Raw genomic sequence first — 18,295 nt, forward strand, 5'->3', positions numbered from 1 at the left:
TTACTCCTCGTTACTCCTCGTCGTATAAAGAATAATACTGGGTAGGATCTTGTTTACTACTGCCATGCCAGTAAAGTATTTTTTTATCTAGTAATCCATTTAAAATTTTTCTAGAATATGTATCTTTTTTCCCAAGAATTTCATTTGCTAACTTTACATTGATTTCATTAGATGGGTAAACATATTGAATTATCTTTCTTTCGTCTTTAGAAAGGTATTGCATTACTTCTTCAGTAACATGGTCATTAATTTTATCGTCTTTTCTTTTTTTTCTAGTCATAATATTATTTTCTAATTTTAATAAAACTGCTTTATTAGCAGGTTCTGAGTATTCAGGATCGTTTAAAAAATATTCTTTCATCTCATCATAAATCCTCTTCACTCCCTCATTCAGTTCTTTTACATATCCATAATCTGCCATTAATCGTGCAATTCTCGGATTTCTAGAAAAGCGCGTATATTTCAAATTATTAATATTTACCATATTCGGTAATTTTCCCGGACTAAAAATTTCTAATCGATCATCATACATAGAAATTTTAATGCAATCTCCAGTTAATGAATAATCTCTATGAACAACCGCATTCACTAAGCCCTCAAGCCAAGCAAACTCAGGGTATTCTGGCACAGTTATAAATTTCCCATTTCTATCTAGACTATTAAAATCTCTTAATTGACTGCTTACTAATTTGCTAACTTCTTCTATTAAAATTGGTAATGGATGGTCAAAACTTTGATCTTTAATTATATTAAGCCGAGATCCCGTTTCTTGAATTGTTCCCTCATATCTTATGAAACGAACTCTAGCATTCGGGATGTATTTACATGGGTTTTTAGCAAACATTAAAATTGCTGCATTTGAGTATCCTTTTTTATTTGTCGCTGTCCTAACATTCAAAATCTCATAGTCAGACTGATTTGTGTTCATCGCTGTCCTATAATCATCAAATAAACTTCTGTCTAAATCCTCCTCTTCAAAGTCTAAGTTCAGCTCATCTTCAAAAGATCGTTGACCTTTATCATACTCAAGACTCACTATTTGATTATGCTTAAGTTTATCTGTACTATCAGACTGCCTTAAATATACATTTTCACTATCGCGTACATATACTACTGAATCGGTTTTAGGTTCAATGTTAATTTCTAATATGTAATCATCGTTTAGAATTTCTATTTCTTCAATATTAAATTCTATGCTTGGCACCAAACCATTATTAATAAGACGCTTAATAGTTTCTAAATCTCTATTGTTATTATTTTTACAACCAGTCACATGACCATCATCACTTATACCTATAACTAGTGTCCCACCCTCAGCATTTGCAAAACCAACAATATGAGACAATAACTTTCTATCATCAATCTTTGCTTCTTTTCTATCAAAATGAGTACCTTCTTTTGTATTCTGATAATATTCCAATTTACACAAATCACGTTCCCTCTTTTCTTTAAACAGTCATACCTACCACATGGTATAATTTATAGTCTCTTTTTATATTTTAACTTGTGGTAATATCAAAGTAAACAAAGTGGTTAATAAGATATATAACCACAATTTGATAGGAGTAATTAATCATGTTTAAAGTTAAAAATACAAATAGTGAAATACTTAAGGCTTTTGCAAGCCTATTTAATGATGCTACAAGTCATATCGAAGAATTTGAAGTACGTTTAAGCATGTATCCAGATTTAGCTAACGAAGTAGATTATAACGAAAATCAAATCAGCATCAGAAATGATTTTAAATATTTAATGGATTTATATGGCGAGCAAGGCACTTTTTCAATAATATCTGAAAGATTATTTAAAGGACTCTATTCGTGGCTAACTAATAATTTTGATCATTCTGAAGTTAATGATCAATTTTTTACTATAAAAGAAGAAATAATTTCTAAATTCAAAATTGAAAACAGCAGCAATTTTTCCAATTATCTGAAATTTTTGTTTTATAAAGATGGACTTATGAAGTTTTCATCCAGAGAAATTAAAAACATTTTAGTTAACCAACATTTTTATGGTACCAAACTAAAGCTATCAAATAGATTTCAATTAAATCAAAAAACAAATATGAGCACTGAATCTATCAATATTGTTGAAGCAAGATTAAAGCAGTTAAAATATAAAAAACCTAAAAAATTTACTAATTCTTATTCTTACGAAAGTCAAAATTTAAGCAAATTAGCACATTCATTATCGAACCAACGCAACATTGCCTCTACTTCTAAGTCTTATAACAATAATCAGTTTAAATTAGCTGACATTCAAAAAAGCTTCTTTATAACTTATAAAAATTATCTTGCTTCTACTAATCAAAGCACTTCTACATTAAATGAAAATAGTTTGAATCATTATGTGAAGAAATTGTTACAACATGTCGCCAAAATCAGTGACAACACGTTCTCTAATAAATTCTATACATACAATGATGCGCTGTTAATTATAAGTTACAGCCTTCTCAAAAAGTTTTTACCAGATAATCTATATTTAAAATTATTAGAAAATAATACAATTGAACTGGCTTCAGAAAATCAACAACACTTGCAAATAGATAGTATATTGTCAGAGCTAGTAAAGAAAAATTATCAAAAGAAACAACTAAATAAAGATTTTTCTGAATTTGTTAAATTATTAAGCGACATTATTCCCGTACATTTAGTAATAGGTAAAGCAGACACTATTACTAGATTATTGAATTCAGCACCAAAGAAACAAAAAGAGATTTTTATTGAAGAAGCGACATATCATTTTGAAAAAGACTTATCTTATTATCCATTACATCAAGTTTATAAAGATTTTTTCGTTTATTATTTCAAAGGATACAATGATCTCATATCAATAAATCAATATATACTTTCTACAGTTAAACATAATATGCATGCAAATCACACATTCAATAGTTTTTTTAATATATTTGAATTTAATAAATCTTTATTTGACAGTATTATGACTTTTGAATTTATAGATATTGAGAAGCATAATACTCTATCTAGTAGTAAAAATCCATTGCAATTTCATGCTAATCTCAACCATCTAAAAAGTGAAACCACACTTTCATTTTTAGAAACACTTTCATTTATGCACGAATATCAATTTGGAATAATAAAAAAAACTTAAACTTTTTTTCATCCATCAAAGCTTGATATATAAGGCTTTTTCTTAAAAATCTTCCTAATTACATTTTATACTATGGCGCAAACATCCTTTCATTAAGGTGTTTGCGCTTTTTTCGTATTCTATCTATCTGGAAGATTGTTAGCGATAATGGAAAAATTTAGTTTTAAGATATGAAACATAGTTAGTAATTACTAATTATAAAAGATATCAATGAATTGAGGTGAGTTTAATCATGGCTAACGGTGGTTCCAATTACAACTTGCTTTATAAAGCGGCACTATCTGTAACTTATAAGCAGTTAACTTCTGGTACACAATATAGTTTCAACGAGTTGAATCGCTATCTTGGTATACCATGTACTACTACTGAACAGCAACAGGCTGGACAAAAGTACGCTGCATGGGCAAAGAAGAACCCACATATTGTGGAGATAATATGTGAGATTTCACCCTTAATTTATAAAAAGAAATAATTATTGAAATTTGGAGGTTATCAATATGACTAATAAAGTAATATTTAAACGTAATCAGTATGCATTGACGAAACCAGGACGGTGGACAAAAGAAGTCCAACCCACTACTAAAGATGGTAAAGTGACATACTTGGATTTGGGAGGTTATATCAATATCACTGATCGCTTCCAAGATCCAACATCTGGGAAAGAACGCTTAATCTTAGAAAACGAGTATGGTAATACTGTTATTCGTGATGCCGACATCTTAACGCCTATGAAACTTCCTTCCTTAATGGGTTACGGCTTTACGATTAACACTCGATATATCCACGAATTGGGCTATGCATTGCAATTAATGCGTGAAAGTCTGCCAATGGCCACTTTGTATAGCGGTTCTGGCGTAATTAACACAAAAGATGGATTAGTAATCAATACCAACTATATTGAATATCATCCATCAATACCACAAAACACACAAATTTTGTGTGATGGAAAATATGACCTTGAACCTAAGGGGAGCTATACACAATGGTTATTAATGTACGATGCAGAAGTTAAAGGTCATTTAATGCTTGAAATGGCAGTTACAATGGGCGTTAGTGCCCTTGTAACAAGCTACTTAAACAAAATAGACCTAATAGAATTCGGGGGTACAATATACTCTATAACGGGTCACAGTAGTTCAGGTAAGACAACAGCTGCAATGTTAGCTGTTTCTGTAGGTGGAGCTCCAACAAAAGGAACAAGCACACTATTTCGTAGTTGGAATACAACTCGTAATGGTTTAGAAGGTTTTATCAATGAAAATTACGGGATACTTGTTGCTTTTGATGAATTGTCGACTGCCACATTCCCTGATACGACAGGCTTACTCTATTCTATAGCTGAAGGGCAAGGCCGTCAAAGAGCGAATGTTCATGGTGAAGCCAAAGAAACGAAGACCTGGTCAACATCGCTTGTTTCCACTTCTGAATATAGCATTTTTTCTCATAGCGCTAAGAATGACGGATTATACGTTCGTACAATAGAGTTAAATGATGTATTCACTCACAGTGCTGATAACGCAGACAATATAAAACTAGGTGTACGACAAAATTATGGTCATGTATTACCTTTAATCGGTTCTTTTCTCCTAAATCATGAAAACACGGTTAGAACATTTTTCGAAGAAGAACAGCAATGGTTTAAACATGCGTTAAGCAATGAAAAAGAAAAAACGGGTCAGCGTATGTTCAACCGTTATGCGGTATTTGTTACTTCTGCACGTATATTATCATCTGTAACAAATCGATCTGTATTATTAGATGAAATGCGAGAGTATTTACTAAACTATCATAACGAAACAATAGCTGAACGGTCATTAGCCGATAAAGCAATCGAACTAATTGTCCAATTTGTAGCACAGTACAGAAATAAATTTTCAGATGATGGTCGATTATCAAATATGCTGGAAGGGTTTGGTCTCATAGAACTTAAAGATGACCACATCCAAGTTAAAATAATTGCCAAAGTTTTCAAAGATATGCTTAATAATAATCAATTTCAAGACAGCAACAATGTAATAGAAGCTTTAAAAGAAAAAGGTTATATGGATTCTGATCGAGATAGACAGACAACAAAGCGCAGTGTCAAAGATGCTCAAGGAAAATCTAGGAGTATTGTATTCTATCATCTTAAATTGGATAAAGAACTTGCACCTATTTTTGGCTTAAGTTCCAATACAGAAACTTTCATATCACCGAAATTTGATGATAATACAAATCCAGATTTGCTTAATAATTTTATTAAACAAGCGAAAGAAAAAAAAGCAAGTGACGATTTAGAACTATAAATTTAAATATTATACCGCTACAACGCTCTATGCGTTGTAGCTCATTAAATCAACCGGAGGAATAAACTATGAATGTAATTGTATTAGCACATAATATTACAGATGAAAGAGAAGCCTACTTAGACGAACCTATTGATACTGTAAGAGCATATTGTAAAGAACATAGTTATAAAATCACAAAAGATTATAACGACGATAACCAATTAATAAATGATATTAAACTGAAGCACGTCAAACCTAAACGTATTGTCTTTTGGGGCATTTATGAAGATTATCCTAAATTGGTCAAACTCTGCTCAACACGAGGTATTGAACTCATTACAACGTTTCCAATGTTGGTATAACACTTTTATTACTATCATAATCAATTGGGAGGAAGAATATGGACGAATTAATCACATTACTCGCTGATTTAGTGATTGAAGAAATCAATCACGCTGATGACTAATAATAACGCCCAACACCTGATTGGTGTTGGGCTTATGTGTAAATTCATTCATAAATATATATTATCAATGTGGAAGGAGGAAATACGATGAAACAAGCAATAGGTTACTTACGTCAAAGTACAACAAAACAACAATCTCTAGCAGCACAGAAACAAGCCATCAAGACATTAGCTGAAAAACACAATATTCAACACATCACATTTTATAGCGATAAGCAATCAGGACGCACTGATAAGCGGAACGGTTACCAACAAATTACTGAACTGATTCAACAAGGACAATGTGATGTATTATGTTGCTATCGTCTGAATCGACTTCATCGTAATCTAAAAAATGCATTAAAACTCATGAAATTATGTCAAAAATACCATGTTCATATCTTAAGCGTTCATGATGGCTATTTTGATATGGATAAAGCATTCGATCGGCTCAAACTCAATATTTTCATCAGCTTGGCCGAACTAGAATCCGATAATATAGGCGAACAAGTCAAAAATGGAATCAAAGAAAAAGCGAAACAAGGTAAAATGATTACAACACATGCACCCTTTGGGTATCAATATCATAATGGTACTTTCACGATAGACACAGTAAAAGCACCAACAATAAAAGCTGTATTCAGTTATTATCTTCAAGGCTATGGTTATAAAAAAATTGCACAGTACTTAGAAGCTGACGAGAAATTCATCAATCGTAAACCCTATCAAGTACGTAATATTATCATGAACCCCAATTATTGTGGTCGAGTCATTAATCAATACGGGCAATATGACAACATGTGTCCTTCTATTGTTTCGACAAGTATATATGAACAAGCTCAAGCGATACGATCACAAAAGCAACTCAAACGGACATCATCAGCTAATCAACTCAAACAAAAAATCAAATGTCCTTATTGTGGTTCAACGTTGACTAATATAACCATTAGAAAAAAGCACCGTACATTACGTTATTATGTCTGTCCACAAAATATGAATGCATCTCGTTTTGTCTGTGAATTCAAAGGAATCAACGCACAATCATTAGAAGCGAGTGTCTTAGCTACATGTCAAGACTTCTTTCAAAATCAACAGTTGTATTCAAAAATCAACCATACAATTCAACAACGACTCAAAAAACAAAAAGACATAGAAGCTAAAAGTACACTTACGCAAGAACAACTGATAGAAAAATTAGCCCAATGTAAAATTGATGCAGAAACATTCAGAGAACAAACGCAATCATTATGTCAACAATCCAAACCTATATCATCAATCCATACGCATCAAATTCGAAAGGCTTTACAAAATGTCATTCAACAACGTTTCACGTTAAACATGTTGTACCCTTACATCGATGAAATTCATATTACCAAAAGTAAAACGCTTACAGGTATCTATTTCAAAAATGAGCCCTTAAACATCGTCAATCAAACAGCACAATCATCGATTGCTTAATCAGAAAGGATGAAAAAATCATGCAACAACTCAAACAAAAACGTGTCGGTATCTATGTCCGCGTATCAACAGAAATGCAAAGTGCAGAGGGTTATAGTATCGACGGTCAAATCAATCAAATCAAAGAATATTGTAACTTCCATCATTTCGAAGTCAAAGATATATACGCTGATCGTGGTATTTCAGGAAAATCTATGAATCGTCCTGCACTTCAACGTATGTTACATGATGCGAATAAAGGTCATATCGATTGTGTTATGGTGTATAAAACAAATCGACTCGCACGTAATACATCAGACTTACTCAAAATTGTCGAAGATTTGCACAAACAAAATGTCGAATTTTTCAGTTTGTCAGAGCGTATGGAAGTCAACACTTCATCGGGTAAGCTCATGCTACAAATACTTGCGAGCTTCTCAGAATTCGAACGTAATAACATTGTCGAGAATGTATTCATGGGCCAAACTAGACGTGCACAAGAAGGCTACTATCAAGGGAATTTGCCACTAGGATATGACAAAATACCTGATAATAAACACGAACTGATGATTAATCAACATGAAGCGAATATCGTGAAATATATATTCGAATCTTATGCCAAAGGACATGGTTATCGTAAAATTGCCAATGCCCTCAATCACAAAGGCTATGTGACTAAAAAAGGTAATCCTTTTAGCATCAATTCAATAACCTATATCTTAGTCAATCCATTCTACATTGGTAAAATTCAATTTGCGAAGTACAAAGATTGGAATGAAAAGCGTCGTAAAGGACTGAATGATAAACCTATTATAGCTGATGGTAAACACCCTCCTATTATTAGTCAAGAATTATGGGATAAAGTCCAATCACGCAAAAAACAGGTCAGTCAAAAACCTCAAGTTCATGGAAAAGGAACCAATCTATTAACAGGTATTATTCACTGCCCAGAATGTGGTGCACCAATGGCAGCTAGTAACACAACGAACACATTGAAAGATGGTACCAAGAAGCGAATACGCTATTATTCTTGTAGTAACTTCCGAAACAAAGGTTCAAAGGTATGTTCTGCGAATAGTGTTAGAGCTGAGGTGATTGAGAAATACGTCATGGATCAAATACTTGAAATTGTCAAAAGCGATAAAGTTCTCAAACAAGTTGTCGAACGTGTTAATCAAGATAGTCAAATTGATATGGCTGCACTTAACCATGATATCGCATATAAGCAACAACAATTTGATGAAATAAACACTAAACTAAAAAATCTAATTCAAACCATCGAAGACAATCCAGACTTAACATCTGCACTCAAACCAACTATTCATCAATATGAAACACAACTCAATGACATTACAAATCAAATGAATCAACTCAAGCACCAACAAAATCAAGAGAAACCATCTTATGATACGAAAAAAATCGCTGCCCTATTACAACGAATATTTCAAAATATAGAATCCACGGATAAATCACAGCTCAAAGCTTTGTACCTAACGGTTATTGACCGTATTGACATTCGTAAAGATGAGAATCATAAAAAGCAATTCTACGTTACACTAAAACTTAATAATGAAATTATTAAACAACTTTTCAATAATAATAATCTAGACGAAGTGCTCCTCAGCACTTCGTCTTTGTTTTTGCCTCAAACACTCTACTTTCAAATCTAATATCTATGTACTGTCCTTTCGTCATTCAATAACACCCATCTAACGAATCTTTTCAACATACTAACAAGTCATAACTCAATGTGAAGCTTATATTGTATGACGAAAGAACATCCCAAAATAAAATGTTAACGGGATAACGACAGGATTCAATAACTTCATGTAACAGAAGGATTACGCAAGCGTAATCCCAAAATCCCATTATTATTTATAAATAAATAATATAAAAAGAAAAAATTAAGCGTCAGTACACCTACAACCCAAATTATATATAAATATAGAGCTCTATTTCCCGAGAAATAAGCGGGATAACGGGATTTCCTTGTCATACCAACAATGAGCATGTATTTCGGTTGGGATATTTTCTGAATTTGAATGGGATTTTCAAATAATACTAAAAACCATAATATGATAACCAACTGAATGATGGTTCAAATCAAAGAATTGCGCAACAATTCACTAAAAGGTCTAAAATGATATAATTCAATTATATTGTAATATTGATTATAAAATCTAAAAATAGCTAAGGAGTGTATTTTATGTACAAAATAGCCATAGCAGGTGCAGGCGCAATGGGTGGAAGAATTGGTATTTCTATAAAAGAAGCTGGTTATGACGTAACACTTATAGATAATTGGGAAGAGCATGTTAATCAAATTAATCAAGATGGCATGAACATTAAAACAGAAACAGATAACTACTCAATTAACATTCCCGCAATATTAACCAAAGATGTTTCAGCTGAATTTGATCTCATCATAATATTAACCAAAGCTATGCAATCTGAAGAGATGTTACAACGTTTACAAGAAGCTGGCTGTATTCATAGTGGGACAGCTATATTAAGTATGATGAATGGCTTAGGTCATGAAGAGCGATTATCACAAATTGTTCCGCTATCACAAATCTATCTTGGCGTAACTATGTGGACAGCTGGACTGCGCGGGCCAGGTCAATTATTACTCGAAGGCGAAGGATCTATATATCTACAAAGAGCAGATGGTGAAGTAGATGAACAAGCTAATACTATACTTCAAATATTCAATGACTCTGGCTTGAATGCACAAATTAGTTCCAATGTATTCGAATCAATATGGTCTAAAGCTACACTCAATAGTGTTTTAAATCCTCTATGTACGATATTAAACAAAACCATTTACGAATTTGGTAATTATGCACAATCAGATGAAATGATTATGCCAATTATTGATGAAATTGTCGCAGTTGCAAAGGCAAAAGACATTCATTTGGATCGTAATGAGCTTTTTAAAAAAGTTGTATCAGCCTATCCAAAAGAAGCTCAAGGACTTCATTACCCATCAATGCATCAAGATTATTCAAATGGCCGCTTAACTGAAATAGACTACCTTAATGGACAAATAGCTGCTTATGGAAAAGAATTTAATATACCTACACCGATTAATACAATGCTAACTCATCTTGTCCACCAATTAGAATCAAAATTATAATAACTACAAAATCAAATTTAATCATTCTTCTCTCGACGAAGTGCGTTTCAGCACTTCGTCTTTATTTTTACCTCAAACCCTCTTTCTCAAAATATAATATAAACATACTTGTCCTTTCGTCATTCAATAACACGCATCTATCAAATATTTCAACAAACTAATCAGTCATAACTCGATATGAAGCTTATATTGTATGACGAAAGAACATCCCAAAATAAAATGTCAACGGGATAACAGCGGGATTCAATAACTTCATGTAGCAGAAGGATTACGCAAGCGTAATCCCAAAATCCCATTATTATTTATAAATAAATAATATAAAAAGAAAAAGTCAGTCGTACTGACATCTACAAATCCAAATCATATATAAATATATAGCTATATTTCCTGAGAAATGAGCGGGATAACGGGATTTCCTTGTCATATCAACAATTGTGATGATTTTCGATTGGGATATTTTCTGTATTTCAGTGGGATTTCTAAGCGAAACAAACATTATTTCAAACTTATATTATCTAAATGATGTATCACATGTATACATCAACCAAATACATTAGGAGGTCATAACAATGACATTAGAACTACAACTCAAGCATTATATAACCAACTTATTCAATCTGCCAAGGGATGAAAAATGGGAATGTGAATCTATCGAGGAAATCGCTGATGATATCCTTCCTGATCAATATGTCAGACTTGGTCCACTCACCAACAAAATCCTTCATACGCATACTTACTACTCTGATACACTTCATGAAAGACATATATACCCCTTTATCCTCTACTATCAAAAACAACTCATTGCGATTGGTTATATTGATGAAACAAACGATATGGACTTCTTATATCTTCATAACACAGTTATGCCACTACTAGATCAAAGACACTTACTTGAAAAGGAGAATTATAATAATGAATAAATGGATACACATAGCTCAGATAAGCGTCACAGTCATTACAGAAGTTATTACAATAATGAAAGATATAGAAAAGGAGAAATGAGCATGGAACGTTATATTACACGTGGTATTGCCAATTACTTGCCAGCAATATTGCAGCAAGAGTTATGGAAACTTGTAGCGCAACGCGAAAACGAACAATTCAAGGAACTAGAAGAGATTGATTACTTTCATATATTCCAGTTCAATATGCATAATAGTCAATTATATATCAAACATAAGCAAGAACGTCCAGAGTACGTAAAAATTCATAAGGCAAATTATTCAAAAGCTATCAATATTAATAAGGTCTACATTATCCGAGAAGATGATGTAGACCTTTCTTATTACGTCATGTTACTACCCGAAGAATATTAATAGGAGGCATCAATCATGCAGAATATACAAAGTACATTAGAAACTGAAGCAATATTTAGTGACGATAATCAACATCGTTACTTACTCAAAAAAACGTGGGACAAAGATAAAAAGATAATTTCAATTATAACTTGTTATCCAAATTTTGAAGGAACCAAAAAATTAGATTTAACGACTCAATTAATTCTAAATAAAGTATCTGAAATGAAAGACTTCGGATCAATTAATTTTGTGAATCTATATTCAAACATGATAACAACCACAAATATAAAGCATATAGAAAATAGCCATGATAAGCATACTGACATTCAAATCATGAAAGCTGTTAAAGAAGCAGATGAAGTTATATTAGCTTGGGGTGCATACGCTAAAAAACCAGTTGTTGAGTCTAGGGTCAATGAAGTATTGGAAATGTTGAAACCTCATAAGAAGAAAGTAAAGCAACTTATTAATCCAGAAACAAATGAAATAATGCATCCACTTAATCCAAAGGCAAGAAAAAAATGGATATTTAAAGTAATAAATTAATAATAAAAATTAGTTTTTTAAAATAACAATAGTAAAGCGTAGCAAAATAAATTAATATAATGATATAAAGTATAAATAAAAGAGAATGGGGATAGGGATTTGAAAAAAATCATAGCAAGTTTGGGAGTTATTGCGCTTGTCGCGGTTTTGGGAGTTGCAGTTGTATTTGCATACGGTAGTTATAAAGATTTAGAGCTCAAAAAAGAAGAAGCTAAACTAGCTGAAAATAAAATTAAAGAAGACGATAAAAAAGAAAAATCTAAAAAAATCGATAATAATGGTAAAGAAGAAAGTAATAATACAACAAATTATCAAACACCCGTAACAAATGAGGATGTTAGTACTAAAGAAGTGAGAACGACAGAAGATGGTGAAGTCATAAAGAAAACTAAAAATGGAATAGATTATGTAGGTGAATTTGATTCTCCAGATGAAGAAGAGAAATATGAGCAAGAAGTTATGGCTCAATCTGGGGGAGGCGACGCTGCAAATGAAGATAGTACAGAAGAAACTCAACCTAAATATACAGCAGAAGATGCTAATAACATGTCAGATGATGAATTTATTGATGCCTATAAAGAAGGAATGACTGAAGATCAAGCTGCTGCTGTGGATGAAGCTGCAGAAGGATCTGGTGATTATATCGGTTTTTTAAGAGGACAGGTTGAAGCTCGTGCAAATGGTCAAGGCGGCAATTACTAAAAGAAAAGGATAAATAATATATGAAAAAATTATTAAGCATAATCACAGTGCTTGCCATTATTGGCATACTAGCAGCTGTTGGATTTTTTGGATACAACAAATATCAGGAAGTAGAATTAGAAAAAAATAAATTACAGGCTCAACAAAAAGAATATGACGACAGTAATTCGCAAAGTGCTAGTGAAACAATTAATAATAATCAATCGAATGACAGACAAAATAATAGTCAAGAACCAGAGCAATCTACAACAGAAGAAGATACAAGTGCTGAACAACAGGTAACTAGAAACAATGTATTTGATTATGCTATTGCAGCTGTAAATGAAGTAGGAGATGCTGATTTATTAAAATTTCAAGAACCAGAATACAATGGTTCAGAATGGACTATTAATGCAAATAATAAATCAGGTTCAGGAGCTAATACCATCGTAATTAAAGATGATGGAACAGTTCAAATATGGAATGGACCTAAGACATCTATAGACCATGAAACTAAAATTGAATTATAAACAAGGAGATTAATAAGGTTTACATCATTCGTGAAGATGATGTAGGCCTTTCTTATCACGTCAAGTTACTACCCGAAGAATACTAAAGGATTAGAAAATGCTTTTGATAAGCATGCAGATATTCAAAAAATGAAGGAAGTGAAATGTTGAAACCTCATAAGAAAAAAGTTAAGAAATTAATCAATCCACAGACCAATGAAATTATGCATCCACTAAATTCAAAAGCAAGAAGAAAATGGACATATAAAAGACTATATTAATCAAAAATCATTGATACAGTTACTAAAATGTATACTTTCCTAGATTAAATTTCATTAATTTAGACCCTTATCTCACTATAGCTCTCAGCTTATAAGATTTAGAGAATAGTCTAATTAAATAAGAAATGCTATAATATATACTTATGAAAATAATAAAAGACGTGAGGTAATAATATGCAAACCAATAAAATTTATCAAGGTGATTGTATAGAGATAATGGCTGATTTTCCTGACGATTCTGTTGATATAATAATTGCCGATCCCCCATATAATTTGAGTAAAGGGGGCAATTGGGCTATTAAAAATGAAAGTAAACCGAAAGGTTTCGGTGGTGAATGGAGTAAAGTAATGTCAAGTTGGGATAATATGTCTCTATTTGATTATTTCAACTTCTCAATGGCTTGGCTAGAACAATGTAAAAGAATATTAAAACCGACAGGTTCCATATGGATTCATGGTACATATCATAATATCGGAATAATCAATATGTGTATGCAATTACTTGAAATTGAAATTATTAATGAAGTAATTTGGTACAAGCGAAATAGTTTTCCTAACTTAAGCGGCACTAGACTCACTGCTAGTCATGAAACTATATTATGGGCACATTCGGGTTCTTCAAAAAAAAGAAAGTATAACTTTAATTATGAATTTAGTAAAAGTATCGAATATAAAGAGGACTTATTAAAGCAAAAAGATAAGCAAATGCGCACAGTTTGGGATATCCCTAATAATAAAAAAAAGGACGAATTAAAATTTGGTAAACACCCTACCCAAAAACCTATACGTTTAATTCGTAGAATGTTAGATTTGACTTCTCTTCCTGGCGATATAATGTTAGCTCCTTTTAGTGGCTCTGGAACAGAGTGTGTTGCTGCTAAGCAACTAGGTTTAAATTATATTGGAATTGAACTAGATGAAGAATATGTTAAACTAAGTAAAGAAAAAATCGAAAATGAAGAGTGGCGTTTATTATGAATGGTTTCGAAAACGTTCCGTCACTAATTAAATGGACTGGCAGTAAAAGGCTACAAGCAAAAGAAATACAAAAATTCATTCCAGACAATATAAATACTTATTACGAACCATTTTTAGGTGGTGCAAGTATTTTATATAACAATACCGATAAAATTACTTTTGCTAATGATGTTTATCAAGTAATAATTGATTTATGGCGCTTAGTTCAAACAGAACCTAACTATGTTATTGAAACCTATTCAAAAAATTGGGAACTTTTACAAGCAGATTTCCCAAATTATTTCTATTATGTTCGTGATCGCTTTAACTTAAACCAACAACCAACTGACTTATTATTTCTTTCAAGAACTGCTGTCAATGGAATAATTAGATTCAACTCTAAAGGGGACTTTAACAATTCTATTCACCTTTCTAGAAGAGGAATGAAACCTACAACTTTTGCAAAAATTGTAATGAAATGGCATCATAAAATACAAAATACTATGTTTACGTCAGAAGACTATTCATCCTTTTTAAAAAGAACAAAAAAAGGGGATTTTGTTTATTTAGACCCTCCATATGCTGGAAGTACTTCAAGATATGTGCAAAATCTTGATCTAGAAAAACTAATTAACGAATTAAGCAATCTCAACGACAAAGGTGTAAAGTGGGCTCTTTCCTTCGATGGTTTAAATTCTAATAACAATTATCAACATCACATACCAGAAAAGCTTTATAGACAAGTTATTGAAATAAATATAGGAAAGTCAAAAGTATCGCAAGTTTTAAATAAAGTGAATGATGATTCCCATGAACATCTATATTTAAATTATTAATAAAAAAACCTGGATAAAACCAGGTTTTTTTATTTAATCTGATGGATACGTAAATTTTCAAAAGAATAATTTAACTCAGAGAGTTTATTAAATAATATATTATTCATACTTATATCTTCACAATAATAATACAAATTAACTTCAACCTCATCTTTAATTTTAACAAATTTAAATGCTAGTACAAAATCTACTTCACAATTATCCTTAATTTTTATAAATTCATTCCTATTTAGATAATTCATGTCCTTTTCAATATATGCAACACCTGTTTTATATTCAAAATTTTCTTTAGAAATTTTTTTACACTTTGTGTGTATATGCCGCTAGTACTAAAATATCTCTCAGCATTTACATTTTTATTCTTTAAATTATAAAGATATTTTATCATCTTTGGACCTACTTCTTTTTCACTCTTTATCAAACTTGACTTATTATCTTTTGATTCTATAGATAATATTACATTAGGAACTTCTTTGATAAATTGTAATACATAATCTGGTCTTTTCATATCTTTAGGAGCTCTTTCTAAAGATAACCATCTATATTCTATATTATTTTGTATTAAAGATATACCACTCCAATCTCCACCTGGAGGATTACAAAAACTTTCAAATACGCTGTTAAATTTTTTTGTGAATAATAAATGAATCACAGTATCTACATCCATTTCTGTAAAAACCTTTGGCATCTTACTTATAGTGTCATATTTCATTTGCTTTTTTTCTACTTTAACAACGTTTTCAGAACTAAATGCCTCTTCTTTTTCTTCTGGAGATAAAATCAACGTGTAATTAGATTGACCCATTATAGATGAAAATAATCCATTACTAGACATTATTTTATTATAGTCTTTATTTTTAAATGCATTCATATGATATTCTGGAACCGGGCCAAAAACCACAGTTATTACAAGTGTTTCATCCCCCATAAGCATCCTTACAAATGGTATTAAACCTCTATCTGGACGTGAATCTTCTCCTCCGGGTTTAAAACCATTAACAAGACAAAATACAATGTCGTCATTACGATTTTTCTCAAGATAATCTAGCAAATCTTTTGAACAATTATCACTTGATTTATAATCATTTATAAATGATTCTATTTTTTCTTTAGGTAATAAAGAAAAAGGCAAGCTATTTCTAGAAAAAATACTTATTGCATATTGGGCTAAAATATCATTGAAATTTAAAAATTTATTCCCATATTTACTCCTATTTCCTAACCTTTTTTTCCAAGGTATACTTAATTCTTTAATATCATTTATCAATACAGACTCTAATTCTGATTTACTTAAATTTATAAAATCTTTTCTTTCAAATCTTTCATCCTTTTTCGAAATCATCCTATACATTTCATAGTTATTCTTAATGATTTCTTTTATAATAGTATCATAATCAATTTCATTTATAATATTATATGATAAATTTTGTAAATTATGGTTATTAATAATATTTTCAAATTTAGATTTAGTATCTTCAGTAGCAACCGGGCTTATTCTATAAACAATGGCATTAGGTATTTGTCTTCTAATACTATTTAGTATATATGATAGTACCAAAGTTGAATTCGGTAATCTCATACTCTTTACACTTCCATCTTTATTTAGTTCATTCCCACCCAATTCTGCTACGTAAATGTATGGTATTTTTGCTTGTGAAAATGAAAGTGATCTTCCTGATCTCTGCCAAGCATTGTTTCCGGCTGGTAAAGCATTACTAAATTCAAAAGCTACTAACGCTTCTTCCTTCTCATTTTTTATTACTGTTACTAGTGCATCTGCACCTTCTGCTAAAAGTCCACCTTTATCTGTGAGAAATTTACTATAAACATCGACATTCCATCTATTTTTATTTACCCCAGAATAAAGAGTAAATATGTATTCCTTAGAGCCCACCACATGCACAGAAGGACATATAAAATTTTTTAAATCCCATGTAACCATCAAATCATTACTTTCATTCAGTGAAATGCCTTCGATAAATATTTCTAATGCACGTTCACATTCAATAATATTATCACCATAAATATTTAAATGCATAGCAATCTCCTTTTCTCTTTTGATAGTTTGTTTATTATATCATTTATTAAAAATATAAGAGGATAAAATAGAAATAAACCGCATCATTTATGATACGCTTCTGCGTATCGGTTAATGATGCGGTTTTTAATTATATAATTTCATTTAATAAGGTAATGAACAGTTTTTTGATAAATGTTATTCTTCTAAAATTCTTTTTAATTTACACACTAAAAAATATCCTCCTTAACAATAATAAGTTATTTAAATTATTGATTAAGGAGGATATCTTTATATCTATTTATTTCTCAATCTAGAACTAGATTTTTATCGTGCTTTCAGTTCATTTCCTGTCATCCATTTATGATTTTTAATGATTTTACCATTATCTTTGGATTTGTAATCAACTACGTAAACAGTAGTCTTTTTCACGTTATCTATATTGGCTGTAGCACCTTTCATACCAGACATATGACTTGCTTCTAATTTAACAGTATCGCCCTTACTAAATCCATCTTTAGGTGCATCTTTGATCTCTTCGTTTACGACCCATTTATGATTGTTTACTTTTTCATTTCCATTTGTGGGTTTATAACTTACAACATAAGCATATGTTTTATACGCACCTTTTACAGTAGCTTCTGCACCTTTCATACCTGGCATATGCCCTGCTGTAATCGTTACTTTATCTCCTACTTTAAATTCACCCTCATTAGTCGATTTCATACCTTCAGGAACTTTACTTTCATTATTATGCTTCATATGGCTCTC

Annotated in this window: 17 protein-coding genes and 2 pseudogenes; 16 read left to right on the top strand and 3 right to left on the bottom strand. The window is 31.3% G+C overall.

What is annotated here, in order from left to right:
• Positions 1-10: 10 nt before the first annotated feature.
• Positions 11-1,429 (bottom strand): RNA-binding domain-containing protein, encoded by a 1,419-nt coding sequence (locus tag KA833_RS06600; RefSeq protein ID WP_031920597.1) that lies wholly within the window; start codon positions 1,427-1,429, stop codon positions 11-13.
• A gap of 146 nt (positions 1,430-1,575) precedes the next feature.
• Between KA833_RS06600 and KA833_RS06605 the strand changes: the two genes are divergently transcribed.
• The 16 genes and pseudogenes from KA833_RS06605 (at position 1,576) to KA833_RS06675 (ending at position 15,507) form a co-directional block, all read left to right on the top strand.
• Complete coding sequence (locus KA833_RS06605) at positions 1,576-3,114, top strand: hypothetical protein (protein ID WP_031920596.1); 1,539 nt, start codon at positions 1,576-1,578, stop codon at positions 3,112-3,114.
• Positions 3,115-3,346: 232 nt separating this feature from the next.
• Positions 3,347-3,586, top strand: a complete 240-nt coding sequence (locus tag KA833_RS06610; protein WP_031920595.1) for a hypothetical protein — start codon at positions 3,347-3,349, stop codon at positions 3,584-3,586.
• Between the two features lie 25 nt (positions 3,587-3,611).
• Positions 3,612-5,399 carry a cassette chromosome replicative helicase gene (gene cch1 / locus KA833_RS06615; protein ID WP_210126963.1) on the top strand — a complete coding sequence of 596 codons (1,788 nt, stop codon included), beginning with the start codon at positions 3,612-3,614 and terminating at the stop codon, positions 5,397-5,399.
• Positions 5,400-5,467: 68 nt separating this feature from the next.
• Positions 5,468-5,743, top strand: coding sequence for a recombinase family protein (locus KA833_RS06620; RefSeq protein ID WP_031920593.1), 276 nt, complete (start codon positions 5,468-5,470; stop codon positions 5,741-5,743).
• A gap of 191 nt (positions 5,744-5,934) precedes the next feature.
• A complete protein-coding gene (gene ccrA / locus KA833_RS06625; protein WP_031920592.1) occupies positions 5,935-7,284 on the top strand; it encodes a cassette chromosome recombinase CcrA in 1,350 nt (449 codons plus the stop codon).
• Positions 7,285-7,304: 20 nt separating this feature from the next.
• Positions 7,305-8,933, top strand: coding sequence for a cassette chromosome recombinase CcrB (ccrB, locus tag KA833_RS06630; RefSeq protein WP_031920591.1), 1,629 nt, complete (start codon positions 7,305-7,307; stop codon positions 8,931-8,933).
• Between the two features lie 536 nt (positions 8,934-9,469).
• Entirely contained in the window at positions 9,470-10,399 is a 930-nt protein-coding gene (locus KA833_RS06635; protein WP_002506256.1) for a ketopantoate reductase family protein, read from the top strand.
• Positions 10,400-10,968: 569 nt separating this feature from the next.
• On the top strand, positions 10,969-11,319 hold the full coding sequence (locus tag KA833_RS06640; protein ID WP_031869224.1) for an SAUGI family uracil-DNA glycosylase inhibitor: 351 nt from the start codon (positions 10,969-10,971) through the stop codon (positions 11,317-11,319).
• Positions 11,320-11,403: 84 nt separating this feature from the next.
• Complete coding sequence (locus KA833_RS06645) at positions 11,404-11,715, top strand: DUF960 family protein (RefSeq protein WP_210122743.1); 312 nt, start codon at positions 11,404-11,406, stop codon at positions 11,713-11,715.
• A 15-nt stretch (positions 11,716-11,730) separates the two neighbouring features.
• Complete coding sequence (locus KA833_RS06650) at positions 11,731-12,243, top strand: DUF1643 domain-containing protein (RefSeq protein WP_210126941.1); 513 nt, start codon at positions 11,731-11,733, stop codon at positions 12,241-12,243.
• A 99-nt stretch (positions 12,244-12,342) separates the two neighbouring features.
• Complete coding sequence (locus KA833_RS06655; RefSeq protein ID WP_150868189.1) at positions 12,343-12,945, top strand: hypothetical protein; 603 nt, start codon at positions 12,343-12,345, stop codon at positions 12,943-12,945.
• Between the two features lie 20 nt (positions 12,946-12,965).
• Complete coding sequence (locus KA833_RS13890) at positions 12,966-13,454, top strand: type II secretion system protein (protein WP_245336016.1); 489 nt, start codon at positions 12,966-12,968, stop codon at positions 13,452-13,454.
• An 8-nt stretch (positions 13,455-13,462) separates the two neighbouring features.
• Positions 13,463-13,540, top strand: a pseudogene (locus KA833_RS14080) (DUF960 family protein); the annotation flags it as partial.
• Positions 13,541-13,594: 54 nt separating this feature from the next.
• Positions 13,595-13,714, top strand: a pseudogene (locus KA833_RS14085) (DUF1643 domain-containing protein); the annotation flags it as partial.
• 174 nt (positions 13,715-13,888) lie between these two features.
• Complete coding sequence (locus KA833_RS06670) at positions 13,889-14,692, top strand: DNA-methyltransferase (protein WP_210126940.1); 804 nt, start codon at positions 13,889-13,891, stop codon at positions 14,690-14,692.
• On the top strand, positions 14,689-15,507 hold the full coding sequence (locus KA833_RS06675; protein WP_210126939.1) for a DNA adenine methylase: 819 nt from the start codon (positions 14,689-14,691) through the stop codon (positions 15,505-15,507). Before KA833_RS06670 ends, KA833_RS06675 begins: the two co-directional genes overlap by 4 nt.
• Before the next feature lie 238 nt (positions 15,508-15,745).
• Here KA833_RS06675 and KA833_RS06680 read toward each other — a convergent pair whose 3' ends face one another.
• Together KA833_RS06680 and KA833_RS06685 are read right to left on the bottom strand one after the other, a co-directional pair.
• Positions 15,746-17,545: a hypothetical protein gene (locus tag KA833_RS06680; RefSeq protein ID WP_210128570.1), complete on the bottom strand. Its 1,800-nt coding sequence runs from the start codon at positions 17,543-17,545 to the stop codon at positions 15,746-15,748.
• A gap of 306 nt (positions 17,546-17,851) precedes the next feature.
• On the bottom strand, positions 17,852-18,295 hold a 444-nt coding region (locus KA833_RS06685), incomplete at its 5' end, for a YdhK family protein (RefSeq protein ID WP_245336278.1).

The organism is Staphylococcus sp. GDY8P67P (assembly GCF_017892545.1).
GTDB lineage: Bacteria > Bacillota > Bacilli > Staphylococcales > Staphylococcaceae > Staphylococcus > Staphylococcus ureilyticus.